19 protein-coding genes and 2 pseudogenes are annotated in these 25,351 nt (G+C 67.7%); 9 read left to right on the forward strand and 12 right to left on the reverse strand.

Going from position 1 to position 25,351, the window contains the following annotated elements:
* Positions 1 to 26: 26 nt before the first annotated feature.
* Entirely contained in the window at positions 27 to 1,796 is a 1,770-nt protein-coding gene (gene aspS, locus FR943_RS13250; RefSeq protein WP_217157747.1) for an aspartate--tRNA ligase, read from the forward strand.
* Here the strand turns inward: aspS and FR943_RS13255 are convergent.
* The 8 genes and pseudogenes from FR943_RS13255 to FR943_RS13290 form a co-directional block, all read right to left on the reverse strand.
* A pseudogene (locus FR943_RS13255) lies at positions 1,793 to 4,680 on the reverse strand (FAD-dependent oxidoreductase). The gene aspS and the pseudogene FR943_RS13255 sit on opposite strands and share 4 nt — an antisense overlap.
* Positions 4,677 to 5,078 (reverse strand): SCP-2 sterol transfer family protein, encoded by a 402-nt coding sequence (locus tag FR943_RS13260; protein WP_217157749.1) that lies wholly within the window; start codon positions 5,076 to 5,078, stop codon positions 4,677 to 4,679. The pseudogene FR943_RS13255 and the gene FR943_RS13260 overlap by 4 nt, the downstream one beginning before the upstream one ends.
* On the reverse strand, positions 5,071 to 6,093 hold the full coding sequence (locus FR943_RS13265) for a hypothetical protein (protein ID WP_217157752.1): 1,023 nt from the start codon (positions 6,091 to 6,093) through the stop codon (positions 5,071 to 5,073). Before FR943_RS13265 ends, FR943_RS13260 begins: the two co-directional genes overlap by 8 nt.
* Positions 6,090 to 6,356 (reverse strand): hypothetical protein, encoded by a 267-nt coding sequence (locus tag FR943_RS13270; RefSeq protein WP_217157754.1) that lies wholly within the window; start codon positions 6,354 to 6,356, stop codon positions 6,090 to 6,092. Before FR943_RS13270 ends, FR943_RS13265 begins: the two co-directional genes overlap by 4 nt.
* Positions 6,353 to 6,808: a hypothetical protein gene (locus FR943_RS13275; RefSeq protein ID WP_217157755.1), complete on the reverse strand. Its 456-nt coding sequence runs from the start codon at positions 6,806 to 6,808 to the stop codon at positions 6,353 to 6,355. Before FR943_RS13275 ends, FR943_RS13270 begins: the two co-directional genes overlap by 4 nt.
* Positions 6,805 to 7,986, reverse strand: a complete 1,182-nt coding sequence (locus FR943_RS13280) for a polyprenyl synthetase family protein (protein ID WP_217157757.1) — start codon at positions 7,984 to 7,986, stop codon at positions 6,805 to 6,807. Before FR943_RS13280 ends, FR943_RS13275 begins: the two co-directional genes overlap by 4 nt.
* Positions 7,987 to 7,995: 9 nt before the next feature.
* Entirely contained in the window at positions 7,996 to 8,811 is an 816-nt protein-coding gene (locus FR943_RS13285) for a hypothetical protein (protein WP_217157759.1), read from the reverse strand.
* Positions 8,812 to 8,884: 73 nt separating this feature from the next.
* On the reverse strand, positions 8,885 to 13,171 hold the full coding sequence (locus FR943_RS13290; protein ID WP_217157761.1) for an AAA family ATPase: 4,287 nt from the start codon (positions 13,169 to 13,171) through the stop codon (positions 8,885 to 8,887).
* Between the two features lie 140 nt (positions 13,172 to 13,311).
* Between FR943_RS13290 and FR943_RS13295 the strand changes: the two are divergent.
* Positions 13,312 to 13,599: pseudogene (locus FR943_RS13295) on the forward strand (nitroreductase/quinone reductase family protein); the annotation flags it as partial.
* A 75-nt stretch (positions 13,600 to 13,674) separates the two neighbouring features.
* Here FR943_RS13295 and FR943_RS13300 read toward each other — a convergent pair.
* Entirely contained in the window at positions 13,675 to 14,859 is a 1,185-nt protein-coding gene (locus FR943_RS13300) for a thiolase family protein (protein ID WP_217157764.1), read from the reverse strand.
* A gap of 96 nt (positions 14,860 to 14,955) precedes the next feature.
* Between FR943_RS13300 and FR943_RS13305 the strand changes: the two genes are divergently transcribed.
* Both FR943_RS13305 and FR943_RS13310 read left to right on the forward strand, forming a co-directional pair.
* Positions 14,956 to 15,420, forward strand: coding sequence for a winged helix-turn-helix transcriptional regulator (locus FR943_RS13305; protein ID WP_217157766.1), 465 nt, complete (start codon positions 14,956 to 14,958; stop codon positions 15,418 to 15,420).
* A 94-nt stretch (positions 15,421 to 15,514) separates the two neighbouring features.
* A complete protein-coding gene (locus tag FR943_RS13310; RefSeq protein WP_217157768.1) occupies positions 15,515 to 16,444 on the forward strand; it encodes a DUF389 domain-containing protein in 930 nt (309 codons plus the stop codon).
* Here FR943_RS13310 and FR943_RS13315 read toward each other — a convergent pair.
* Entirely contained in the window at positions 16,431 to 17,132 is a 702-nt protein-coding gene (locus FR943_RS13315) for a GAP family protein (RefSeq protein ID WP_246584978.1), read from the reverse strand. The two genes, FR943_RS13310 and FR943_RS13315, sit on opposite strands and share 14 nt — an antisense overlap.
* Before the next feature lie 145 nt (positions 17,133 to 17,277).
* On the opposite strand from FR943_RS13315, the gene FR943_RS13320 reads away from it, so the two are divergent.
* The 5 genes from FR943_RS13320 (at position 17,278) to FR943_RS13340 (ending at position 24,200) form a co-directional block, all read left to right on the forward strand.
* Positions 17,278 to 19,926, forward strand: coding sequence for a circularly permuted type 2 ATP-grasp protein (locus FR943_RS13320; protein ID WP_217157770.1), 2,649 nt, complete (start codon positions 17,278 to 17,280; stop codon positions 19,924 to 19,926).
* Positions 19,923 to 20,849, forward strand: a complete 927-nt coding sequence (locus FR943_RS13325) for a transglutaminase family protein (RefSeq protein ID WP_217157772.1) — start codon at positions 19,923 to 19,925, stop codon at positions 20,847 to 20,849. The genes FR943_RS13320 and FR943_RS13325 overlap by 4 nt, the downstream gene beginning before the upstream one ends.
* Positions 20,842 to 21,867: a zinc-binding metallopeptidase family protein gene (locus FR943_RS13330; protein WP_217157774.1), complete on the forward strand. Its 1,026-nt coding sequence runs from the start codon at positions 20,842 to 20,844 to the stop codon at positions 21,865 to 21,867. Before FR943_RS13325 ends, FR943_RS13330 begins: the two co-directional genes overlap by 8 nt.
* 98 nt (positions 21,868 to 21,965) lie before the next feature.
* Positions 21,966 to 22,799, forward strand: a complete 834-nt coding sequence (locus FR943_RS13335; RefSeq protein ID WP_217157776.1) for a DUF3097 domain-containing protein — start codon at positions 21,966 to 21,968, stop codon at positions 22,797 to 22,799.
* Positions 22,800 to 22,829: 30 nt separating this feature from the next.
* On the forward strand, positions 22,830 to 24,200 hold the full coding sequence (locus FR943_RS13340; RefSeq protein ID WP_217157778.1) for a replication-associated recombination protein A: 1,371 nt from the start codon (positions 22,830 to 22,832) through the stop codon (positions 24,198 to 24,200).
* Between the two features lie 67 nt (positions 24,201 to 24,267).
* Here the strand turns inward: FR943_RS13340 and FR943_RS13345 are convergent, their stop codons facing one another.
* Both FR943_RS13345 and FR943_RS13350 read right to left on the reverse strand, forming a co-directional pair.
* On the reverse strand, positions 24,268 to 24,576 hold the full coding sequence (locus FR943_RS13345; RefSeq protein ID WP_217157780.1) for a GlsB/YeaQ/YmgE family stress response membrane protein: 309 nt from the start codon (positions 24,574 to 24,576) through the stop codon (positions 24,268 to 24,270).
* 88 nt (positions 24,577 to 24,664) lie between these two features.
* A complete protein-coding gene (locus FR943_RS13350) occupies positions 24,665 to 25,285 on the reverse strand; it encodes an antibiotic biosynthesis monooxygenase (protein ID WP_217157781.1) in 621 nt (206 codons plus the stop codon).
* Positions 25,286 to 25,351: the final 66 nt, after the last annotated feature.

Raw genomic sequence — 25,351 nt, forward strand, 5'->3', positions numbered from 1 at the left:
CCTTACCTTCTTCATGAGGAGTTTTCGTGCTGCGCAGCCACGCCGCGGGTTCACTGCGGCCCGCCGATGCCGGTCAGACGGTCACCTTGGCCGGATGGGTGGCGCGCCGTCGTGACCACGGCGGCGTGATCTTCATCGACATCCGCGATGCGTCGGGCGTGTCGCAGGTCGTGTTCCGTGAAGGCGATGTGCTCGCCGCTGCCCACCGGTTGCGCGCCGAGTTCTGCATCGCCGTCACCGGTGTGGTCGAGGTACGTCCCGAGGGCAACGAAAACCCTGAGATCCCGACCGGCAAGATCGAGGTGAACGCCACCTCGCTGACCGTGCTGTCCGAGAGCGCCCCACTGCCGTTCCAGCTCGACGAGACCGCGGGCGAGGAAGCCCGGCTCAAGTACCGCTACCTGGATCTGCGGCGGGAAGGCCCGGGTAACGCAATCCGGTTGCGCTCCAAGGTGAACGCCGCCGCCCGTGGCGTACTGGCCGAGCACGACTTCGTCGAGATCGAAACCCCGACCCTGACCCGCTCGACCCCCGAGGGTGCCCGCGACTTCCTGGTGCCCGCGCGTCTGCAGCCCGGATCGTTCTACGCGCTGCCGCAGAGCCCCCAACTGTTCAAGCAGCTGCTCATGGTCGCGGGCATGGAGCGCTACTACCAGATCGCGCGCTGCTACCGCGACGAGGACTTCCGCGCCGACCGCCAGCCGGAGTTCACCCAGCTGGACATGGAGCTCAGCTTCGTCGACGCCGACGATGTGATGGGGATCGCCGAGCAGGTCCTGCGGGCGGTCTGGTCGACCATCGGTTACGAGCTGCCGCTGCCGTTGCCGCGGATCAGCTACGACGAGGCGATGCGCCGGTTCGGCTCCGACAAGCCCGACCTGCGGTTCGGTGTCGAACTCATCGAGTGCACCGAGTACTTCAAGGACACTCCGTTCCGGGTGTTCCAGGCCCCGTATGTGGGCGCGGTGGTGATGTCCGGCGGAGCGTCGCAGCCGCGTCGCACCCTCGACGGCTGGCAGGAATTCGCCAAGCAGCGTGGCCACAAGGGGCTGGCCTATGTGCTGGTCGGGGAGGACGGCACGCTGGGCGGTCCCGTGGCCAAGAACCTCACCGACGCCGAGCGCGACGGCCTGGCCGCCCACGTCGGTGCCAAGCCCGGTGACTGCGTGTTCTTCGCGGCGGGCCCGGCCCGCACGGCGCGTGCGCTGCTGGGTGCCACCCGCATCGAGATCGCCAAGCGTCTGGACCTGATCGACCCGGCCGCCTGGGCGTTCACCTGGGTGGTGGACTTCCCGATGTTCGAACCGGCCGACGTGGCGACGGCCTCGGGCGACGTCGCCGTGGGCTCAGGTGCCTGGACGGCCGTGCACCACGCCTTCACTGCGCCGAAGGTCGAATCGGAGGACACCTTCGATACCGATCCCGGCAGCGCGCTGTCCGATGCCTACGACATCGTCTGCAACGGCAACGAGATCGGCGGTGGCTCCATCCGTATCCACCGGCGCGACATCCAGGAGCGGGTGTTCGCGATGATGGGAATCGACCACGACGAAGCCCAGGAGAAGTTCGGATTCCTGTTGGACGCCTTCACTTTCGGCGCGCCGCCGCATGGTGGCATCGCGTTCGGCTGGGACCGCATCACCGCGCTGCTGGCCGGAGTGGACTCGATCCGCGAAGTCATCGCGTTCCCGAAGTCCGGCGGTGGCGTCGACCCGCTGACCGACGCGCCGGCACCGATCACCGCAGCGCAGCGCAAGGAATCCGGAATCGACGCCAAGCCGGAGGTGAAGGCTTAACCGCGCTGGACGTTGTCCTGTGCCCGCCTGACCAATCCGGCGAACGTCGAGTTCGGTAGCGGTGAGATCCCGGTGACAACGCGTGCCGACGCCGCCGGGGTGTCCCGCCGCAGGGCGGCGAGGTCGTTGCGGGGCACTTGGCTGCCCGGCCCGAGCATCGGTGCCCGCTCAACCCGGGCCTCGTCGAAGGGCGGAAACGTCGTCCGCTGGGTGCCGGTTCCGACGCCCGAACCGCTGCCGGTGCTCGAACCGGTGGCGGGTCCGGCGGACTTCGGTGTCCGGCCTCTACCGACGTCCGGCTGATCCGGTGCGTGGGCCCGCCGAGCTGATTCTCCGGCGATCGAATCGTCATCGTGGCCGGGCTCCGGCGGGGGTGGTGCGCTGCCGGTGACCTGCTCCAGATACTGCCGCCAGGCTTGCAGATACCCGAACAGTTGCTGGGTATAGTCCGCGGGCAGCTGCGCCGAAGTCGGCGCCGGCGGTGCGGTGGGCGGCACCGGGTAGGGCGACGGAAACGACGGCGGATAGGACGACGGATGCGACGGCACTGCGCCTGAAGCCCACGGATACGCCAGGCCGGTGGTCATCGCCGCCAACAGCGGCTCCAATAGTTGCCGCCAGGCCTGCAGGTACGCGTAGAGCTGTTGGGAGTAGTCGTTCGGGTACGTCATGATGGCCCTCCGGGTGTGGTGAGGATGTCCAACGGGTGCGGTAGCGCGCGTTGACAGAAGTCGGCATCGAGAAGGCGTAGCGCCCTGGTGTCGGCCGGTTCACGGTTCTCGATGTCGAAGATGTAGCAGTAGTCACCGGCCGGAGTCGGCATCCGGATCGGGCTGGACAGTCCCTGGTCGAGAAAGCCGTACGGGAAAAGCCAAGGCAATATGGCGTTCTCGCGGCGGTCGAGGCCGCCGGATTCCACCCAGACGTAGTGGTCCAGGATGGCGTTGACCGCATGTCGTGCCGACTCGCAGGCGGCCTCCATCGACGTCATCCGAGTGAAGGTCCGGGTCCAGGTGCCGGCGAACACCACCGAGTTGTGGTGCACCTGGTAACCGCCGTGGCGGGCCTGCCAGACATGGCGCAGCTCGAGGTCTTCCAGCCACCGCTGGTCAGTCGGTGTGAAACTCCACGAGCTGCCGTGCGGGTTCCACGGATCACCGCCGGGGCGATTGCTCCAATCGCCGACGATCGGCACCAGGTACGGCGTCTCGTTGCGGACCACCCGGCCCGTGTCGGATCCCGGCCCCGGACCCGTCACCAGGCCCCGATCCAGCGCGTACCAGGCGGGCCAGGGCAGCACCTCTTGCGGAGCGTCGGCGGCGTCATTGGTCACCGCGGCGACGATCTGGCGCCAGACCTCACCGGCGATCTCGTCGGCGGTGCAGTCCCGGGCCGCTTTGCCGCGCCCCAGTGCATCGACGAGATGACGCGAGGGCGTGTTGAAGTCGCCGATGTCGACCGAGAGCACCGCGGCGTACCCATCGCGGGCCAGCACCGGCCGGTTCTGCCACATGACGTGTTGGTTGATCGAGGACAGCGCCCACTCTGTCCCGGCGTAGTACATGTGTCCGCGAATGAGCTGAAACTCTGTGTCGAAATAGAATTGGATACCGCTGAGGGTCTGGAACCGATCCCAGGGCACGCGTCCGAGGTCGGCCATGCGGTACGGATCGCGCGGAGTTGACGGCCGGGTGTCACCGGGCTGCAACGGGCCGTCAGGTGGCGGCGGGGACGTGGTGAAGCCGTGCAGACGGGCGACGGTGCCGCCGGTGCCCGCCGCCCGCAGCGCAGCTGTGATCCGTTCGGCGGCAGGCGCATCCACCGCCACCACGGTGTAGTCCGGGTTCAGCCGGGTCCCGTCGGCCAGCACGATCTGGACTCGGGGTCGCAGATGCGGTGGCTGCTCGGGGTCGACGTCTGGCGGGGCGAGGTGCTCCGCGGCGCCCCGGACGAAGCGGACACCGAGGCAGACGAGGTGTCGATACCAGTGGTCGAACCAGGCCTCGGTGGTGGGGCCGTTGAGTACCCCGTCGGCCTTGTCGTCGCGGCGATCCATGTTCAGGTAGAGCTGGAGGTAGGTGGTGATGTTGGTCCGCGCGTCGCCCCACTTGGGGTCGAATGCGGCCAGTACCCGCGGCATTTCGCTGAGTAACGCGTCGAAGTTCGGCGAGTAGGAGACCGGGGTGTGGCGGGTGTCGCTGTCGCGTCCGGTGAAAAAGTCGTAGGAGGACAGGTTCTGCAGTTCCCGCTCCCGGCGCAACGGACTGGTCACCAGATAGCGCAGCAACCGGCCCTGAAACGTTGCCACATCGGCGGCGCTGAACCCCAATTGGCCGAGTTGGCGCAGGATTCCGAAGAATTCGGCCAGGCTGCGTGGCAGCTCTCGGGGAAACACCAGAGAGGGCTTGCCATCGACCGTAGTGCCCTGGGTGACGACGCGCCGGACGTTGTCCATGACGGTGCGCGACGTCGGCTGCCAATCCACTGTGTTGCTGCACTGATAGACCGGGATCCGTTGGAACAGGTCCCAGATGTGCAGATAGTAGGCCGGGAAGAAGCGAAAACCGTGTTCCCCCGGGACGGCTCGCTCGGGCGGCCGCGGGCTGCCCGGCCGGCCCGGGAAAGGACGCAGTACTGCGTGACCGCCGTCGCTGGACCCCACCGTCGAGAACTGGGATGCGGCCAGGCCGCCGAGCTTGACCGGGGGATCGGTCCCGGCGGTGCCGCGCAGCCGGGCACGCTCGTCGGGTCGGGGTTCGTACACCGTCACGTCGAAACCGCGCTCGGCCAGCTCGTGCGCTGCGGTGAGACCGGCGATACCGGCGCCGATGACCATCACGGTCGGTGGCGGGGTGCGGGATGCGGGCGTCCTCATCTTGGTCATGGCGTTTCCGTCCGCAGCGCGGCCAGCAGGTCCGGATGAGCCGGTGACCGGACCACCGCGTGGACGTAGGCCAGCAGCGTGTCGTGAGCTCGCAACACCGCGTCCAGGGTGCCGCGGACGCACAGCAGGTCGGTTTCCACGGCATCGGCGAGTTGGACTCTGGCATCGAGTATTTCGAGTATTGCGGCGCGCGACGTACAGATCCGGACTCCGGCGGCAGCCGGGCCGTCGAGCACCTTCAGTGCGTCGCCGCCGGACAGGCAGAAGATCTCGTGGTCCACATCGATTTCGACCACCAGCGGTCCGAGCCGGTCGGCGACCAGTCGGTAGCCGGCCGGTCCCTCGTCGGCCAGGTGCTCGATCGACCGTCGCAACAGCGACGAAACCCGCTCAGCCATCGAGGAACTCGAATACGCCCGCGCCGGTGAACGCGATATCGCGGCCGCCGATTCTTCCGGTCACGGTGGCGGTGCCGTTGGTCTCGTACAGCACCGTCGAGCGGGTGAGGCACAGCTCGCTCGGCTGCGCGAGCCGCGCGTAGGAGCCGGTGCGGAATTCAGCGTGCACCTTGTCGTCGACGCGCGCGGCCGCGATCCGGAACCGTTCCGGGATGCCCGACACCGTGCCGTCGAGGACCAGCCGCATCGGCGGCGGCAACGTGCAGTCAGGCGGCGCGGCCGGTGTGCCCACCCGTTCGGTGCTGACCGCGGCGTGTCGGAAGATCGCGGCGGGCTTGTCGTGGTGCCAGACATAGAGCGCCTGGGACAGGTAGTGGAGGCGACGACGGTCGGTCATCTGGAGAAACACCATCGACCAGGGGTCGCCGGGCTCCTCCGGCAGGATGGTGCCCCAGACCCAGCCGAAGTCGTCGCCCCACCGGAACCGGCCCCAGTTGTGGTCGTGATACGCGAGCTCGCCGGCGATGCGGTGTTCGGCGTCGGCGAGGCGCAGCCGGCCCTCGGCCCGCAGTCTCGGGACGAACAGCCAGTTCATCCGGCCCGCGCCGACGGGCTGATTGTTGACCACGAAGGGCCGGCTGACCGGGGTGAACACGAGATCGCCCTGGATCCGGCTCCCGGGCAGGTCGAGTTGCACCCGGTAGCCGTCGGGGCCCACGGTCATCGTGTTATCGCCGACCGTGAGGTTGCCGAGATCGGCCGACACCTCGAGATCGGACCCGTCGAACCGCTCGATGGCTCCGCTCCATCGGCCGTCGTGGGCGATCACGATCACCCGCGGCACCAACCGATGGCGCCCGGCGGCGGTGGTCTCATCGGTGAGGCTGAGGTTGATCAGGATCCGTCGGTCCGCACCGTGAATCACGAAGTGGTGCCACTCTTTGTACCCGTCGGGGTCCGCGGCGGCCAGTACCGGCGCTCGCAGGAAATCACTGCCGGCAAGTACGGCGGTCATCGTAGCCACCTCGCCGGGATCTCCGGTGACGACACGGTACCGGGCGGTTCGGGATCGGTCGGAACCACACCCTCGATCGCCGTTCCGAGCGCGGCCAGCCCGAGCAGCGCGTGAACGAAATCGTCGGCGGGGCGTGCGGGCCGCGGTTCGACGGCCGTGTCGCCCAGGGCGCGAATGGTCCGGGCCACCGAAACCAGGCCCATCAGATAGCCGAGAAAACTGCTCTGTTCGGCGAGTGCCGCACGCGGGTCGCAGAGGGTCATGCGAAACCTTCCGGACGGAGCCGGGCCAGTATCGCGTCATCGAGCCCGCGTCCGATGACGGTGTCGGCCAACAGCTCGGCCCATGCACGTGGAGCGGAACTCGGTGCTGCGGGTCCGTCGAGCACGTTGAGACTCACCGTTTCCCAGAGACGACGCAGATTCTCCACCGACTCCGAGACGGTGAGGGCGTCCCGCAGTCGAGCGCCGTCAGGACTCTGCGCGTAGCGCCGGCCTTCGGCGACGAGCAGATCGTGCAGTCCGCGCGCTGCGGTCGGATTGCCGAGGATGGCGCGCCGAGTTCCGAGCAGCAATTCGTGGGCGGCGCGCTCGGCACCGGTGACGTCGTCGGCGCAAGGCAGCAGTGATGGGGCCGCACGCTCGACGAGATCGAGAGTGAGCGCCCGGATCCGGTCGAGTTCGGCGAGCATGCCGATCAGGAGTTCAGGGTTCATCGGGTTCGCCCGTGTACGTAGTCGACCAAATCGGTCAGGGTCTGCCGGTGGTGGCTCGGTGGCAGCCAGTCGAGATCGCTCAGCGCCACTGCCGCGCACTCGGCGTGCGCAGCGGCGACGTCCCTGGCGTGGGGGAGTGATCCGGTCCGCTGCAGCAGGCCGAAAAGCCAGTGAATGTCATCGAGCGTCTTTGTCTCGCCGATCTGTTGTGTACGAAGGTAATTCGCAATGGATCGGCGTCCGGAGCGGGAGAGTTCACCGCGGGTGGCGAGTCGATCCAGCAGTCCGGTCAGCCCTGCGATGTCGTCAGCTCGTGGCCGCCGCTTGGCCAGGATATCCACGGCGCGTTCACGGTCGGCCGGTTCCGCGCAGCGCAGTGCGTGCAACAGCATCAGCGTCCGTTTACCTTCCCAGAGGTCGCCGCCGATCTCCTTGCCGTAGTCCTCGGGTGTGGCACGCAGGTTCAGCAGGTCGTCGGTGATCTGGAACGCGGCCCCGAGATGGCGGCCCAGATCTTCCAGTGCGGCCAACTGCTCGGGCCCGGCGCCGGCGGCGATGGCGCCGGCCTGCAGAGGGGTGATGAACGAGTACCAACTCGTCTTGAGCTCCACCATCCGCAGGTAGTCGGTGTCGCCGAGGCGCCAGGTGTTGTTGCGCACCCAGTCCAGTTCGATGGCCTGACCGTCGACGGTCTGGCGGGTCATGTGCGCCACGGCTTTCAGGATGCGCAGTGCCGGTCCCAGTCCGATGCGCTCGACGTTGTCCAGCAGTGGCTGTAACGAGAGTGACAGCATGGCGTCGCCCACGTTGACCGCGACGGGGACGCCATGGTCTATGTGCAGCGCGGGTCTGCCACGCCGCCACCATGATTCATCCTCGATGTCGTCGTGGATGAGGAAGGCGTTGTGATAAAGCTCGAGCGTTGCTGCCGTGGGCAGGATGGCGTCCAGGTGGCCGCCGAGACCGAGGCAGACGGCGATGCTCAGCGCCGGCCGCAGGGCCTTCCCGCCCCGCCGGGGGTAGTCGAGGATGAGTTCGCGCAGGCTGTCGGGTTCCGTTCCGCTGCCGTAGATCCGGGTGATCTCGGCATCGCAGACCTCTTTGCACAACGTCAGGTAGGCGTCGAGCGGATTCGGTTCGGTGGGCCCGGCCGGCGTCTCAGGCAGCGTCGAGGTCATGGCGGATCGCTACGGGATCGGCTTCCCGTACAGCGTGACGAGGGCTTTGTTGTCCTTGATCCGCAGGGCGAATCCGATCCGGACCGCCAGCGCGAGGCGAGAGTTTGGGGCCTCGCCGACCACTTCGAGACCGGGAGAGACACTGACGGCAAGATCCACCGGTTCCTCGCCCGGTGAGGCGTCCGGGGCACCCGCGTGGGCGATGAGCCGGCGCCGGCCCAGCATCACCATCACGGTGCCCTTTGTGCCATCGAACACACCGCTGCCGCTGGGCACGTTGAATTTCTCGTCGAACTGTGACGCCCGATGTAGCGAGTTGACGTGTGCGCCGGACGGCAGTTCGTTGGTGAGGGGATACCCCGTCGTGACGTCGGCAAGATACTTCAGGGCCCGGGTATTGGTGACCAAACATGCCGGCGCGCGGTACCCCGCGTCTTCGACCTCCGCCCGGGCATCGATGAGAAATCCCAACAGGTCCGGAATGTAGGCGGCGTCGGCGGGCAACTTCGCAGCTGCATTGTCACGAAGCGCGCGCAGCACCCTGTTGTCCACCCGGCGGGCGAGTTTGGTGGCCGCCCAGTTCACCTCGGCGATCAAGGAGTCGGGGGTGGGCGCGTGGGTCTGCACCAGGGTGACCCGGAAACCGACCTGCCGGTGGCGGATTCGCAGGAACTTCGGCTGGTTCACGACCTCGCTGGGGACCCGGCTCTGGCCCGGATCACCGGTGTCCCAGTGCGGGATGGCCTGCCAGGCGATACAGGTCTGCTCGAACGTCTCGGTGATTGCCTGGTTGGCGATGGCCAATTGTTCTGTATTCAAATACATTTGCCGACCCCCGTCGCCCGATCTTCAAAGCATGGCAGACGGCATTGACGGTTGGGGTATTTTTCGATGTAACTCACTTTTGATGCAACACGATCCCTTGACCCGGTGCCATCTCGCCCCGGGCCACGGCGTCGCAATGTGCCAAGTGCAGTGGCGCGACCGGATCGTTGGGTAGCAACTGCCGGCACCGCTCGAACGCGGCGTGCGCCCCGGCGACATCGCCGGCATCGAACAATGTGAAGGCCTCGTCGAAGGCCGGCTGCGCGGACCGCTTCGCAGCCCGGCGTTCCGCTGAATCGTCGTTGTAGACCTCGTAAACCGTGACCGGCTGTCGTCGGTTCACCACCATTACCCGCTCCATCCGGCGGATGTCGAACTCCGCCGACGTGCCGAGCCGCCCGCGGGTGGTATCCGAGATCAGCAAAGCGGTGCCATACCGTTTGGTGGTGCTCTCGATGCGCGCGGCCAGGTTCACCGCGTCGCCGATGATGGTCAGCACCATCCGGTTCACCCCGCCGACCAGGCCGACGCCGACCGTTCCGGTGTTGATGCCGATGCCGGCCCGTAGCTCATCGGAACCGTGCGCCTGGCGGTCCTTGTTGTGCTCGCGCAGGGACTGCAACATGCCCAGCCCGGCCCGCACGGCGTCGGATTCCGACTCGAACACCGCGACAACCTCGTCGCCACGCACGTCTTGGATGAACCCGTTGCAGCTGATGATCGGCAGTTCGACCGCGCGCAGGAAACCCATCGCCAGATTGCCGGCCTCCGCGACGTCCATGTCCTCCACCATCGCCGTGTAACCGCGGATATCGCTGATCAGCACCGTCATCTCACGTTCGACGCGGTAGCCGGCGCGGACTCGGCGCAGATCGTCGATGTCGAGGATGCGCAGCAGTTCATTCGGGACGAATCGGGATTGCACGTCGATGAGCGATTGTCGATGCTCGTCGGCCGCCTTCAGTCGGGCTTCGAGCTGGAAGTTCCACAGTGGCGCGGCGGCCTGGGCGCACAGGAAGGCGACCGCTTCCTGCTGATCAGAGGTGAAGTGTCCGCCGGTATCGGAGTGCTCGGCCACGATGACACCGATCACCCTGTCCTGCATGAGGATTGGCGAGGCCAGCGTGTGATCTTCGGCGCGCTGGACGCCGCCGGCAGCCACCTGCCGGACCAGGTTGACGTGCTGGCTGGGTTCGGGGATATCGACATCGAGGATGGCGACGGCGCCGTGGTCGTAGTCGGCCCGTACCGCCCAGGAATCCCCGCGCGCCCGGGTGACCAACTGCACGCAATCGGCGCCGGTGGTGTCGGCCACCGAGCCCAAGATGATCCTGGCGACCGCATCGGCGTTGCGGGCCCCCGACAGTGTCCGCAGCAACTGGTGCGCCCCGACCGGGTCGATACCGACCGAACCCGGATGCACCAGATCGCGGCTGAGCAACCAGGGGTACTGCCGGGCGAGCCAGTCGGTGCGGATCGTCACCCCCAGGCTGAGCCAACGTTGGTAGGCGGTGCGTAACATATGGTCGCGCAAGGTCATTCGCGACGTCGCGGCGTACAGCAGCGCTGCCTCTTCGTGGGCGCGTGCCCCGATCATGGGCAGCTGATGTTCCTCGGCGAGCGTGATTGCCCGGTGCAGATGGCGCTCGGCCTGCCCGTGGCGTCCACGTACCCGCGCCCACGCACCCTGGATCAGTGCATAGGCCGCGGCATAGTTTTCCGGACAACCTTCGGCGTACTTGCGGTGCAATGCCGTTGCCCTGCGCACGAAGTGCACAGTCGACCGGTCCCGCGGCGCGTGCTGCATGAGGCTCAGCGCACCGACGAGATACACCAGTTGAGAGATGGCCGTACCGGCCAGCCCATCGATGTGACGGACGGTTTCTTCGGTATAGGGGATCGCACCCGCGTGATCACCAGACCAGAAATGCAGGCCCTGTTTCATCGCCGCCGCGATGCCCATGACGACCTCGTCCCCGTCGCGTTGGGCGGCGGCCAGGACTTCACGCTCGTCGTAGCCACTCTCCCCGGCCAGCAGAAAAGGATCCTCGCACCGGCCCATGAGGTTCAACGCCATCTGCTGCTGCGCCTGGCACAACGTTCTCGGGGCGGGTTGCGAACGGAAGTGCGGGATCAGGGACTGTGCCAGTGTGTCAATCTCGGCCAGGGGGCGGCCAACCCAGAACGACTGTGAGATCAGTGTCGCGGCGAGGAAGCCGGCATACTCCTGGTCGCCCTGATCGAGGGCCTCGGTGACGGCGTCGCGGAGCAGCCCGAGGCCATCGCGAAGTGGATGACGCCAGTGCTGGATGAAGTTCAGGTGCAGGAACAGCGTCTGCGGGCGCGACTCACGGAATTCCGGGCGCTGCGCGAGCACCATGGCGACCTCGCCGAATCGTTGGCTGCCGGTGTGGTCGCCCAGGATCACCAACAGCAATCCATAGCTGGCCAGTACCAGTGGCGACGACGGGGTATGGCCGTAGGCCAAGGTGAGGTCCAATTGCTTGCGCACCAGCAGCGGAAAGAGGTTGGGCCGCACGATGTAGGACAGGCTGCGCAACTCGGCCAGGATCCGTTGCAGCTCGATTACCCGCTGGTCCCGGCAGATCGGAAGATCGAGAAGCCGATCGTTGCTCCACTGGCGCATCGTCAGCCGCATCCGCAGCATGGCATTGGCCATCCGCGGCTTGCCGGCCTCGGACGGCAACAGTTCGCCGAGCTCTTCAAGGGCGGTCAAGCCGATCTCCAGCGCCTCGGGCAGCCGGTTCTGTGCGACGCGCCCTTTGAGCCGCAGGTAGGCGATCCGGGCGCGGTCGACGGGGCTGGTCAGCGCCCGCTCGGCCTCATCGAGCAGGCGGTACAAAGCGGCGGTGTCGCCGACCAGCAGCGCGGCATCGGCGGCGTCGAACTGCAGCTCGCGGGCCAGCTCGGGGCGTGAGGCCCAGCGCTGCGGTCCGAGCAGGCGCAGGGCCTGGACGCAGTACTCGAGAGCCAGCGGAAATGAGGCCTGTCCCCGGGCCTTGCGGGCAGCCCGGTGCAGCACCTCGACGAACCGGGCGCGCTCGGTGTCGTCGGTTATCCCGTGTGCCCCGATGCCGATGTGACGGGCGGCATCGAACAACCGGTCCTCGCCGAGGTCGACCAACCGGCGGCCCAACCGCAGGTGCACCTCGCGCTGCGCGTCCGCGGACAGGCTGTCCCGGGCTGTTTCGGCCACCCGATCATGGCTCAATCGATAACGGGCATCCCGGCTGATCGCATTCGCAATCCGCCGGCCACCGCTGTCCAGGGCGTCAATCGCATGCAACTGCAAGCATGACCAAAGAGCGTGTGCCACAACGTCTGTAGACTTTGCGCAGGCCGCGGCGGCATCAGCCAGATCGAATTCGGTGCCGATGCACGCCAAGCCGCTCAGCACTGCCAGGTGATCAGGGGTCAACTGGTTCAGGTAGCTGCCGAGGAACTCCGCCTCGGTGGCAGAAACCTCGAGGGAGGACAGCACGCGTAGATCCCATCCCGGCTTCTTCCCGTCGTCGGTCCCGAGTAGCGCGCCTTCGCGCTGCGCGCGGTACAACAGCTGCCGGATCAACAGGGGATTGCCGCCGGTGCGTTGATGAAATTCGGTGGCGGCCTCGGGGAGCTCCACGCTGTGGCCGACGACATCGGCGAGAAGGTCTTCGACATCTGCTACTCGCAGCGGGTCCAACGGCAGACTGTGCAGCACCGGCGCGGTGAGATTTGCCGCGTCCACGTCAAACTCGCCGGCCCGGTGTGCACCGAGCACCAGGACGTTTCGCGGGGCCACCGCCAGCGTTTCCGAGAGCAGCAGCAACGAGTCGCGATCGGCCCACTGCAGATCGTCGATCGCCAGGACCACGGTGCGTTGGGAAGCCGTGGCCACAAGGAGACGGATGACGGCGCGGTGCAGCCTTCGGCGGGTCTCGGCGGCGTCGAGTTCGGCCACCGGTGCGGTGGTGTCCAGCACCGCGGCGAGCTCGGGCACCAGGTCGGTGAGGACGCTGGTGAGCGGCGATGCGCGGAGTTCGGCGCACCAGTGGTCCCGCTCGGATTCGTCTGCGGACATCATCGAGTGCACCACCGCGGTGAGCGCATCACGCACGGCCGTGTAGGGCGCCGGTGCACCCTCGCTGCAGCGGCCGTACGCCAGGGTGCAGTTGCGACTGGCGAGTTCGTCGCCGAACGCCTGGATCAGGGTCGATTTGCCGACTCCCGGTGCGCCGCTGAGCAGGACGCATGTCCCGCCGTCCCGTTCGGCGGCGGCCGCGGCAGCGCGTAGTTCACCGAGCTCGCGCCGTCGGTCGACCACGCGATCGTTGATGTCGAGCGCCGCCGATGTCACCGCACGTAGCGCCCCTCTCCGGATGGGCGTGGCCGAGACGAATTGACCAGATGGTCAGCATAGCCAGGATCGCTGGTGAGCGTGGTTTTCCGGGCCGGTTTGGCGGTTCAGGTCGCCCGGGTGGAATAGTTTGGGCCCCCGGCGGCCCATTCGAGGGCGGAACTTTGTTGCTGCTGCACACCATCGGTGCCAAGTCGGGTCAGCCTCGGCTGTCGCCGCTGGCCTACCTGGACATCGACGGCAAGATCCTGATCGTCGGTTCCTACGCCGGCGGCCCCAAGGACCCGGCGTGGGTACACAACCTGCGGGCCAATCCGCGGGCCCGGGTCGAGGTAGGTGTCGAGGCGTACGCCGTCACCGCCCGGGAGTTGCCGGATGACGAGCGCGATGCGGCCTACCCGAAGATCATCGAGCTGGTCCGCGCTTAGCCAGCTCTCGCCGAAACCGCATTCCAGCAGGCGTTTACTCGCACTTTTTCTGCTGGAATGCGGTTTCGCCGGGTATTACAGTCGCTCGATGATGGTGGCGTTGGCCATGCCGCCACCCTCGCACATGGTCTGCAGGCCGTAGCGTCCGTCACGTTGCTCGAGCGCGTTGACGAGGGTGGTCATGATGCGTGCCCCGCTGGCTCCCAGCGGATGCCCGATGGCGATCGCCCCACCGTTGACGTTGGTGCGCCCCAGGTCGGCTCCCGTATCGGCAGCCCAGGCCAGTACCACCGGCGCGAACGCCTCGTTGACTTCGAACGCGTCGATGTCTGCCAGCGTCAAACCCGCACGCGCCAGGACCTTCTCGGTGGCCGGGATGACACCGGTCAGCATGTAGAGCGGATCCGAGCCGACCACGGTCGTGGTGTGAATACGGGCCAGCGGCTTGAGTCCGAGACGCTTGGCCGTCTCGCCGCTGGTGATCATCACCGCGGCGCTGCCGTCGGACAGCGACGACGAGTTGCCCGGGGTGATCGCCCAGGTGATCTGGGGGAAGCGGGCCGAGTAGGCCTCGTTGTAGAACGCGGGTTTGAGGCCGGCGAGGGTGTCGACGGTGGTGGCGGGCCGGATGATCTCGTCGGTGCTCAGTCCGGCGATCGGGGCAAGTTCGGCTTCGAACAACCCGTCCTTGGTGGCCCGGGCCGCCTTCTCGTGGCTGCCCGCGGAGAACTCGTCCAGTTGGGCACGTGAGAATCCCCATTTCGCCGCGATCAGTTCAGCGCTGATTCCCTGTGGGACAAGGCCTTCGGAGTAGCGTTCGGCGAAGGACAGGCCGAACGGGTCGCTGCCGGGTAGCACCGAGGTGCCCATCGGTACCCGCGACATGGATTCCACCCCCGCGGCGATCACGATGTCGTAGGCGCCGGCCAGCACGCCCTGGGCCGCGAAGCTGATCGCCTGTTGGGAACTGCCGCACTGGCGGTCGACGGTGGTTCCGGGAACGCTTTCCGGGAACCCCGCGCCCAGCAGGGCGTTGCGGGCGATGTTGACGGCTTGGTCACCCACCTGGGTGACCGCGCCGGCGATGACGTCATCGACCAGTACCGGGTCGACGCCGGTGCGGGTGACCAGTTCCCGCAGGCTGTGCGCCAGCAGGTCCGCCGGTAGGACGCCGTGCAGTGCGCCGTTGGCCTTGCCTTTGCCGATGGGGGTTCGAACCGCTCCGACGATCACTGCGTCGCGGCCTGCATATCCGGTCATCTGGCCCTCCTGATGCTCCACGCTGAGTATAGTTATGGCTACCCAGGTATAGCACCTGGGTATAGTGAGAACAACTCAGGGATGGGGTTTGATTCCGTGGGAATGCTTCAGGGCAAGCTGGCCGACCGCGATGCCTGGTCGGCCGTCGGACGCTGCCCGATCGAGAGGACCATGGCGTTCGCCGGCACCAAATCGGCGATGTTGATCATGCGCGAGGCCTTCTACGGCACCACCAGATTCGACGACTTCGCCCGCCGGGTCGGGATCACAAAGGCGGCAACCTCGGCGCGGTTGTCGGATCTGGTGGCCGCCGGGTTGTTGACGAAACGGCCCTATCGTGAGCCGGGGCAGCGCGAGCGCGACGAATATGTGCTCACCGAGTCCGGAATGGATTTCATGCCGGTGGTGTGGGCGATGTTCGAATGGGGACGCAAACATCTCGGCGACACCGGCCTGCGGCTGGCGCATGACGGCTGCGGCGCCCTGGCCGGCGTCGAGATCCGTTGCGAGGAAGGACATCAGGTGCCGCCGGAGGAGCTCATCGTCCGCTACGAACGTTGACTTTGAATCCACGCAGACCGCTACTCGCACAACTGCAGCGCCAGTTCGAAGTCAACGCTGGGTTGGTGAGATCGAGGGACGCTAGTCTCGGCCCGTGCTGCACTTACGCGTCATTGCCCCGGCTGATCTGCGTGATCCCGTTCTCAACGTCTTGCGTGACGAGCCAGGCGTCGCCCACGTCGTGGTGCACACCGGCGCGGCGATCGATCCGGCCGGCGACGAGATCACCGCCGATATCGCCAGGGAGGCCGCCAACGACGTGGTGGAGCGCCTGAAATCCCTTGACGTGCAGCACTTCGGCGCCATCACCCTGGAGCCGCTAGACACCGTTCTCTCGAGCGCCGCCCATCACGCCGAGGACGTTGCCGACGGCGACGCGGCCGACGCTGTCATCTGGGACGAGCTGATCTCCCGCACACGTGAGGAATCCCGTCTGAATGCCACGTTCCTGATGTTCCTGTGCATCGCGTGTCTGCTGGCCGCGGTCGGCGTGGTCACCGATTCGGCCGTCACCGTCGTCGGCGCCATGGTGGTCGGGCCCGAGTTCGGCCCGCTGGCTGCGCTGGCGGTCGCCCTCGTGCAGCGCAAGCTGTCGTTGGCGCGGCGGGCCGGTGCGGCGCTGCTGATCGGATTCCCGCTGGCCATGATCGTCACCGCGATCGCCACGCTGGGCTTCGAGGCGTTGGGCTGGGTGCAGTTGTCCACGGTCAGTGAACTGACCCAGGTCGACTTCATCTTCCAGGTCGGCCCGTTCTCGCTGGTGGTGGCCCTGCTCGCCGGTGCGGCCGGGATGCTGTCGCTGGTCTCGTCCAAATCGGCGGCCCTGGTCGGGGTCTTCATCTCGGTGACGACGGTGCCCGCGGCCGGTTTCGCGGTGGTGGCGGCCACCGTGGGCGACTGGGCGGTCGCCGGCAATTCAGTGCTGCAACTGGCGGTCAACCTCGTCGGCATCACCGCGGCCGGTGTCCTGGTGCTCGCGGTCTACCGTCGCACCCGGGCCCGCCGGGCCGTCACAGGTGGCTGAGGCCTTGGGCGAGGAAGAACACTCCGACCGCGCCGGCGATCACCGCCACCACCAGTCGATGGTGCACACCCATCCAGGCGTAGAGCCGTTCGACGGCCGAGCGGGTGGCCGACGGAGCCACCCAGAAGCTGATGATGGGCAGCAACGCCGCCAGGAAGCCCACCAGATTGAACACCACCAGGGCTGCCATCTGCTCGGCCAGCGCGGCGCCGGAGGTCAGTGCTGCTGCCATCGCGGCCAGGTAGTAGGGGGTGGGAAAGCCGTTGATGAGGCCCAGCAGTGCGGCCGCCCACGGCGCCTCGCCACGAAGCGCTGCCTGCATGCCTGCCGGCAGCCGGGACAGCTCGGGCGGTGAATCCACGGTCGGTGGCGCCCCGGCGGCGACGGCCACTGATGCCGATCGGCGCGCTCGCACCGCGGTGACCAGGCGTTCCAGCACGCCCGTGGCCGACAGCACGGCGATCACCAGCGCCACGCCGCCGATGCCGATCTCCACGGCACCGGGCATCGTGCGGCCGCCGTCGTCGGTGGCGTTCTTGAACACGAACACCACTGCGGCGCCCACGGCGACATTGGCGGTGAACGCGACGAGGAAGAACGGCAGCAACAGTCGAACCGGACGCGACCGTGACAACATGAAGGCGACCACCCCGATCCGCAGGGGGTCGACGGCTGCCACGACAGCCATCACCAGCACGGTGCTCCACATCGTCGGTGGCCTCATCCCTTCGCTTCAGCTACTGAAGCTGAATTCAACCAGCGTCGGCCGATTCCGGCCGAATCCGCTGCACCGAGCGGCTTCGGCGGAGGTCGGTGCGTACCGTTCTTCACTGATGGTTCTTCGTGCGGGTGATGTGGATGTCGACGGTGTGCTGGCCGCCTACCGCAGTTCGCGGGCTCAGCGCGCGCTGTTCGATGTCCGCGACGACGGAGCCGGCGCCGGCTACGACGAGTTGGTCGACGCGTCGGGTGAGGTCCGCCCGGCGTGGCGGGGATTGGCCGAGGGCATTGGTGAGCGCGGCCGCGAGGGGCTCGACCAGTTGCGGGCAGCGGTGCGCGGGCTCGTCGACAACGACGGCATCACCTACATCCAGGTGGACCGGCACGGCGAGGTGGTCACCGACGGGGACGGCACCGCGGTGCCCGGTCCGTGGCATCTCGACGGCCTGCCGCTGGTGGTCTCGGCCGAGGATTGGGACGGCCTGGAATCGGGGCTCGTGCAGCGCTCCCGGCTGCTCGACGCGGTGCTCACCGACCTGTACGGTGCCCAGCGGTCGATCACCAGCGGGGTGTTGCCGCCGTCCTTGCTGTTCGGTTACCCCGGTTACCTGCGGGCGGCCCGCGGCATTGTGGTGCCCGGACGTCATCAACTGTTCCTGCACGCGTGTGACATCAGCCGGGGCGACGACGGGGGGTTCACCGTCAACGCCGACTGGACCCAGGCGCCGTCGGGGGCGGGTTATGCGCTGGCCGATCGGCGGGTCATCGCCCACGCCGCCCCCGACCTCTACGAGCGGATCGGCCCGCGGCCGGCGTCACCGTGGGCTCAGGCCCTGCGTCTGGCGCTGCTCGACGCGGCCCCCGAGGCCGCCGCGGAACCCGTCGTCGTGGTGCTGAGTCCCGGTATCCATTCCGAGACCGCCTTCGATCAGGCCTACCTGGCCGGGGTACTCGGCTTCCCGCTGGTGGAGAGCGCGGACCTGGTGGTGCGGGACGGGACGCTGTGGATGCGGTCGCTGGGTACCTTCAAACGCGTGGACGTGGTGCTGCGCCGGGTCGACGCCGAATACCTGGATCCGCTCGACCTGCGTCCGGATTCGCGGCTCGGTGTGGTGGGTCTGGTCGAGGTGCTGCGCCGCGGCGCGGTGACAGTGGTCAACACGCTGGGCAGCGGAATCCTGGAAAGTCCTGGGCTGACCCGGTTTCTGCCGGACCTGGCCGATCTGCTGCTCGATGAGACGCTGCAACTGCCAACCGCACCGATGTATTGGGGCGGTATCGGCATCGAGCGCTCGCATCTGGTCACCAAGCTGTCCTCGTTGTTGATCCGTCCGGTCAACGGTGGGGCGACGATTGTCGGGTCGACGCTGTCGGCGGCTGCCCGTGCGGACCTGGCTGCCCGTATCGAGGCCGGACCCGAGCAGTGGGTAGGGCAGGAGTTCCCCCAGTTCTCCACCGCACCAAGCAATTACCGTTCCAACGGGCTGTCGGCGGCCCATGTCGGTATGCGACTGTTCACGGTGGCCCAGCGGGGCGGGTATGCCCCGATGGTCGGTGGACTGGGCTATGTGGTCGCCCCGGGCAACGCTGCGTATCGAACGAACACCCTTGCAGCCAAGGATATTTGGGTGCTCAGTCCACAGCGGGCGACGGTCGAGCGAGCTCCGGTGCCTGCTGAGCTGCCACCTCCAGGAGCCACGCCGAGTCCGACCCGGGCGGTCAGCTCGCCCCGCGTGCTGGCCGACATGTACTGGATGGGGCGGTACGCCGAACGTGCCGAGAACATGGCGCGATTGCTCACCGTCACCCGGCAGCGCTACCACGAATACCGCTATCGCCAGGATCTCGAGGCCAGCCAGTGTGTGCCGGTGCTGCTGGGTGCGCTGGAGGCGATCACCGGTACCGTCGCCGGAGCCGCTGGAGTCGCCGATGACCGCGCGATGATCGAGAATGCGCCGTCCACGCTGTTCTCGGCCACCGCCGACCGGCACCGGGCCGGATCGCTCGCGCAGTCGGTCGATCGGCTCGGGTCGGCGGCCCGTGCGGTGCGGGACCAGATGTCCAACGACACCTGGATGGTGTTGGCCGGGGTGGAGCGTGCGGTGTTGCGGCCATGGACCACGCCGCCGTCGTCGCCGACGGCCGCGGAGGCTTATCTCGCCACCGCCCACAGCCAGACCCTGGCCGGGATGTTGGCGTTGGCCGGCGTGGCCGCAGAGTCGATGGTGCACGACATCGGTTGGACGATGATGGATCTCGGCAAACGCATCGAGCGCGGATTGGCGCTCACCGCACTGCTGCGGATCACCGTGACCACCGTCCGCGGCGCCGACGCCGAACGCGAGGTGACCGAGTCGGCCCTGGTGGCCTGTGAATCCTCGGTGATCTACCGGCGCCGCAACCCGGGCCGGGTCAGCGTCGCGGGGATTGCCGAGCTGGTTCTGTTCGATGCGGAGAATCCCAGATCCCTGATCTACCAACTGGAACGCATCCGGTCCGGGCTCAAGACCCTGCCCGGGTCGTCGGGCTCGTCGCGGTCGGAACGTCTGATCGACGAACTGGCCACCCGATTGCGCCGGCTCGATCCCGCCGAGCTCGAGGTGGTCACCGACGAGGGGGAGCGGGCGGCATTGGCGGAGCTGCTCGACGGGATGCATGCCGGTCTGCGTGACCTGTCGGAGGTCATCACCGCCGCGCACCTGTCGTTGCCGCGCGGGATCCAGCCGCTGTGGGGCCCCGATGTGCGGCGGCTGGTGCCATGAGCGAACCCGCGCCCGCAGCGCGCACCCGCCGCTACGAGATCACCCACCACACCGTCTACCGATATTCCGCCGACGTCACCAGTTCCTACGGTCGTGGCTTTCTCACCCCGCGCGACCTGGACCACCAGCGCTGCCTGCGACATGAGCTCGTGATCGAGCCGGAACCCGCCGACCGGTCCACCAGCCGGGACGCGTACGGCAACCTCAGCTCGTATTTTCATGTCACCCGGCCACACCGCACGTTGAGCGTCACCGGATACTCAGTGGTGGAGGTGGATCCGCCTGCCCCCGAACACTATTCGGGTGCATCGGCCCGGGCGCCGTGGGAATTGGCCCGGCCGGTCGGTGGCGACGGCGCCCTGGCCGCCGAGTTCACCCTCGATCTGTCGCCGCCGGAGATCACCGATGCGGTGCGGGACTACGCGGCGCCCAGTTTCCGGCCCGGGCGTCCGCTGATCGAGGTGCTGCGCGAGTTGACGTCGCGAATCTACGCGGACTTCACCTACCGGTCCGGCTCGACGACGGTGTCCACTCAGGTGGCCGAGGTGTTGGCGGCCCGCGCGGGCGTGTGCCAGGACTTTGCCCGCCTGGCCATCGCCTGCCTGCGGGCCAACGGCCTGGCGGCAAGCTATGTCTCGGGGTATCTGGCCACCGACCCGCCGCCGGGCAAGGACCGCATGATCGGGGCGGACGCCACCCACGCCTGGGCGTCGGTGTGGACGCCCCAGAATGTCTGGCTGGGCCTGGATCCCACCAACGACCAGATGGTCGACGAGCGCTACATCGTGGCGGGCTTCGGGCGGGATTACGCCGACGTGCCGCCCCTGCGCGGCATCATCTACACCGATTCGGACAGTAGCGTGATCGACGTGAGTGTCGATGTGGCGCCGTGGCGGCCGGATCGCGAGGTGCGGCATGCGTGATTTCACCTGCCCGCGCTGCGGCCAGCGGCTGGCTTTCGAGAACTCGCTGTGCCTGTCGTGCGGCAGCCCACTGGGCTTCTCGCTCGACGACATGGCGCTGCTGGTCATCGCCGATACCGGCGAGAGCGGGCACGCCGGTGCGGTCGACGCCGATCAGTATCAGCTGTGCGCGAACATGCACCTGGCCGAATGCAATTGGTTGGTTCGTTCCGGGCATGGCAGTCTGCTGTGCGCGTCGTGCGTGTTGACCCGCACCCGGCCGGCCGATACCGACACGGCGGCGCTGGCGGCGTTCGCCGAAGCCGAGCATGCCAAGCGCCGGTTGATCGCCGAACTGCACGAACTGCAGCTTCCGATCGTCGGCCGTGACGAGGATCCGCAGTTCGGGCTGGCGTTCGACCTGCTCTCCAGTGCGTCGGAGCAGGTGTTCACCGGGCATCAGAACGGGGTCATCACCCTGGATCTCGCCGAGGGCGACGATGTGCACCGCGAACAGTTGCGGATCGCCATGGATGAGCCGTATCGCACGCTGCTGGGCCACTTTCGGCACGAGATCGGCCATTACTACTACTACCGGCTGGTGGCGCCGTCGGACGACTACCGGGCCCGGTTCGGCGAGCTGTTCGGCGATGCCGACGCCGATTACCAGGCCGCCCTGGACCGGCATTACCGCGACGGCCCGCCTGCGGGCTGGGCGGATGATTACGTCTCGTCCTACGCCACCATGCACCCCGCCGAGGACTGGGCTGAGACCTTCGCGCACTACCTGCACATCCGTGACACCCTCGATACTGCCGCGGCCTTCGGGTTCGCCCCGGCTGGCGCGTCGTTCGGCCGGAAGATGTTGGGGCCGAGCGGATTCGACACGATCATCGAGATGTGGCTGCCGCTGGCCTGGGCGTTGAACATGGTGAACCGGTCGATGGGTCACCGCGATCTGTACCCGTTCGTGTTGCCGCCGGCGGTGCTGGAGAAGATGCGTTTCGTGCACACCGTCGTCAACGAGATCACTGCCTAGTGGTCCCGGCCTGATGTCGCGGCGGACAAAAGTGACAGCACGGTCACGATCGAATGTCGCAACCCGGTTGGGGCGGCCCCCGTTTTTAGGATCGCCGCGTGACTGATCGCTATGGCTCCGATGTGTTGGCCCGAAACCCGCACACCCCGAAGATGACTCGATCCAAGGAACAGCCCGCAGAAAAGGGCCTGGTGGTCGAGGACGCACAGAGCGGTTTTGTGGGCGCGGTGGTACGCATCGAGGGCGGGCGCGTCGAACTCGAGGACCGCCGGGGCAAGATCCGCACCTTTCCGATGGGGCCGGGTTTCCAGATCGACGGCAAGCCGGTCAGCCTCGTCGTACCCAAGCGGGTGACGGCGCCCGCGCGGACCGCATCGGGTTCGGTGGCGGTACCGAATGCCAAGGCGCGGGTGGCGCTGGCCAGCCGGATCTATGTCGAGGGCCGCCACGACGCCGAGTTGGTCGAGCAGGTGTGGGGCGCCGACCTGCGCATCGAGGGTGTCGTCGTCGAATACCTCGGCGGTGTCGACGACCTGGCCGACATCGTGGCCGAGTTCGCACCCGGGCCGGGGCGCCGGCTGGGCGTGCTGGTCGATCACCTGGTCACCGGCTCCAAGGAGGCCCGCATCGCCGAGGCGGTGCGCCGTGGCCCGGGTGGCGCGCACACCCTGGTGGTCGGGCACCCGTTCGTCGACATCTGGCAGGCGGTCAAACCGGCCCGGCTCGGGATGAAGACCTGGCCGACGATTCCGCGCAACATCGAGTGGAAACACGGCATCTGCGAGGCGCTGAGCTGGCCGCATCGGGATCAGGCCGACATCGCCGGGGCCTGGCAGCGGATCCGCGGCCGGGTCCGCGACTGGAATGACCTGGAGCCTGCGCTGATCGGCCGGGTCGAGGAGCTCATCGATTTCGTCACCGCACCGGCGTAGTCCGTCGCGTCGGCGTGGTAAGCAGAAGGCGTGTCCGACGGTTTGTTCGACGTGCCAGGCGCCCCGGGGCCGGGTGACCCCGGGTCGCTCACCGCACCCGGCACGGGGTTGGTCGGCTCCTCGCGCGAGCGCTCGTCGGCACCACTGGCGGTGCGGATGCGCCCGGCCGGCCTCGACGAAGTCGTCGGTCAGACCCACCTGCTGCAGGCGGGCTCGCCGTTGCGGCGCCTGGTCGAGGGTTCGGGCGCGGCATCGGTCATCCTCTATGGCCCGCCCGGCACCGGCAAGACCACCCTGGCCTCGCTGATCTCGCAGGCCACCGGGCGCCGCTTCGAAGCGCTGTCGGCGCTGAGTGCCGGCGTCAAAGAAGTGCGGGCTGTGATCGATGTGGCGCGGCGGGCGGCCGTCCACGGCGAGCAGACCGTGCTGTTCATCGACGAGGTCCACCGGTTCTCCAAGACCCAGCAGGATGCTCTGCTCGCGGCGGTGGAGAACCGCGTCGTCCTGCTGGTCGCGGCCACCACGGAGAACCCGTCGTTCTCGGTGGTCGCGCCGCTGCTGTCGCGGTCACTGATCCTGCAGTTGCAGCCGCTGACCGGGCAGGACATCGAGACCGTGGTGCGCCGTGCCATCACCGACCCGCGGGGTCTGGGCGGCGCGGTCGAGGTGACCGACGAGGCCGTGGACCTACTGGTGCAGCTGTCCTCTGGTGACGCGCGCCGTGCGCTGACGGCCTTGGAGGTGGCTGCCGAACCGGGGGACCGGGTGACCGTCGACACCATCGAGCAGTCCTTGGACAAGGCGGCGGTGCGCTACGACCGCGACGGGGATCAGCACTACGACGTCGTCAGCGCCTTCATCAAGTCGGTTCGCGGGTCCGACGTCGATGCGGCGCTGCACTACCTGGCCCGGATGCTGGTGGCAGGGGAGGATCCGCGGTTCGTGGCGCGCCGGTTGATGATCCTGGCCAGTGAGGACATCGGGATGGCCGACCCGACCGCGCTGCAGACCGCCGTCGCGGCGGCACAGACGGTGCAGCTGATCGGGATGCCCGAGGCGCAGCTGACGCTGGCTCATGCCACGGTGCATCTGGCCACCGCGCCGAAATCCAATGCGGTGACCACGGCACTGGGTGCGGCGATGAGCGACATCCGGGCCGGCAAGGCCGGGCTGGTGCCCGCGCACCTGCGCGACGGCCATTACTCGGGTGCGCAGAAACTCGGCAACGCCGTGGGCTACAAGTACGCCCACGACGATCCAGATGGCGTTGTGCCGCAACAATATCCGCCGGACGAGCTGGTCGGCATCGACTATTACCAGCCCACCGGACGCGGTTTCGAACGCGAGCTCGTCACCCGGGTGGACAAGCTCCGCGCCATCATCCGTCGCATCCGGCGCTGACCGCGCAACGAAAACCACGGTCCCGGTTGAATATTCAACCGGGACCGTGGTGCGGTGGTGCAGCTTGTCAGCGCAGCAGGCCAGACCGTCGAGTTCCCAGGATGCCGGTCTTTCTGCGTCCCATGAGGGCGGATATCAGAGCCACGCCGAGCGTGGCCACGATGAGCTGGACCAGCAGCTCGAGCCAGTCGACGCCGCTGGTGGCGGTCGGAATGCCCATGGCGCGGGCGAGGGCGGTGCCGATGAACGCGGAGACGATCCCGACGAGGATCGTCAGCAGTATGCCGATCGGTTGTCTGCCGGGAACGATCAAGCGGCCGATCACTCCGACGACGATGCCGATCAGGATCGCGCTGATGATGCCGGTGATGGTCATTTCTCCTCCAGGGCTGATTTGGCTGGAAGGGAGATACCCCGGTCGATCAACGTCGAAACGGCGCCGTCAATTCTGTTCCCGTTCTCCGTCAGGCCATCTCGGGCACGCGCAGATGGGCCAGCACGAGTTCGAATTCACCGACATCGAGCTGCTCGGCACTCAGGTCACGCAGGCGGGCGGTGCGCAGCGCGCGGGCCTCGTCGCGGTTGTGGTCCATCGCCTCGGCACTGTCGAACGTGGCCGAGGACACCGCCCGGCCCGAGCCGCGATCGAGCATCAGGCTGGCGCTGCAGAACCCTTCGAGGTCTTCCATGGCCGGTAACACCGAGCTGCGGTAGAACTCCACGGCCCGGTCGAACAGCTCGGGCCGGGTCCGCAGCCACGTCGCCCGCACACACGCGCCCGGGCCGGAGTACTGCTCGCGATGCACCATCGCGATCTCCCATTCGTCGACCGTCGCGGTCCCGGCGAAGGTCTCCACCACCCGATGGCGCAGCGGTGCGACGGCGGCCGCGCTGGCATGCATGGCCTCTTCGGAGCGCCAGGCCGTGGTCAGGACGCATTGGCCCGATTCCCGGTCCACCATCAACGACAGGCCGACACAGCCATCCACATCATCGAGGACGGGCATCACCTCGTCGCGGACATGCGCGATACCGGCGTTGACGGCCTGGGGGCGCGCCGCGATCGTGGTTGAGCGTGCGAACACGATCCACCTCTTCCTGCCAGGGCGGCGCCCCGGTGGCGCCACCGGTTCCACCCTCACCTTCCTCCG

It is taken from the genome of [Mycobacterium] fortunisiensis, from assembly GCF_019050325.1.
Lineage (GTDB): Bacteria > Actinomycetota > Actinomycetes > Mycobacteriales > Mycobacteriaceae > Mycobacterium > Mycobacterium fortunisiensis.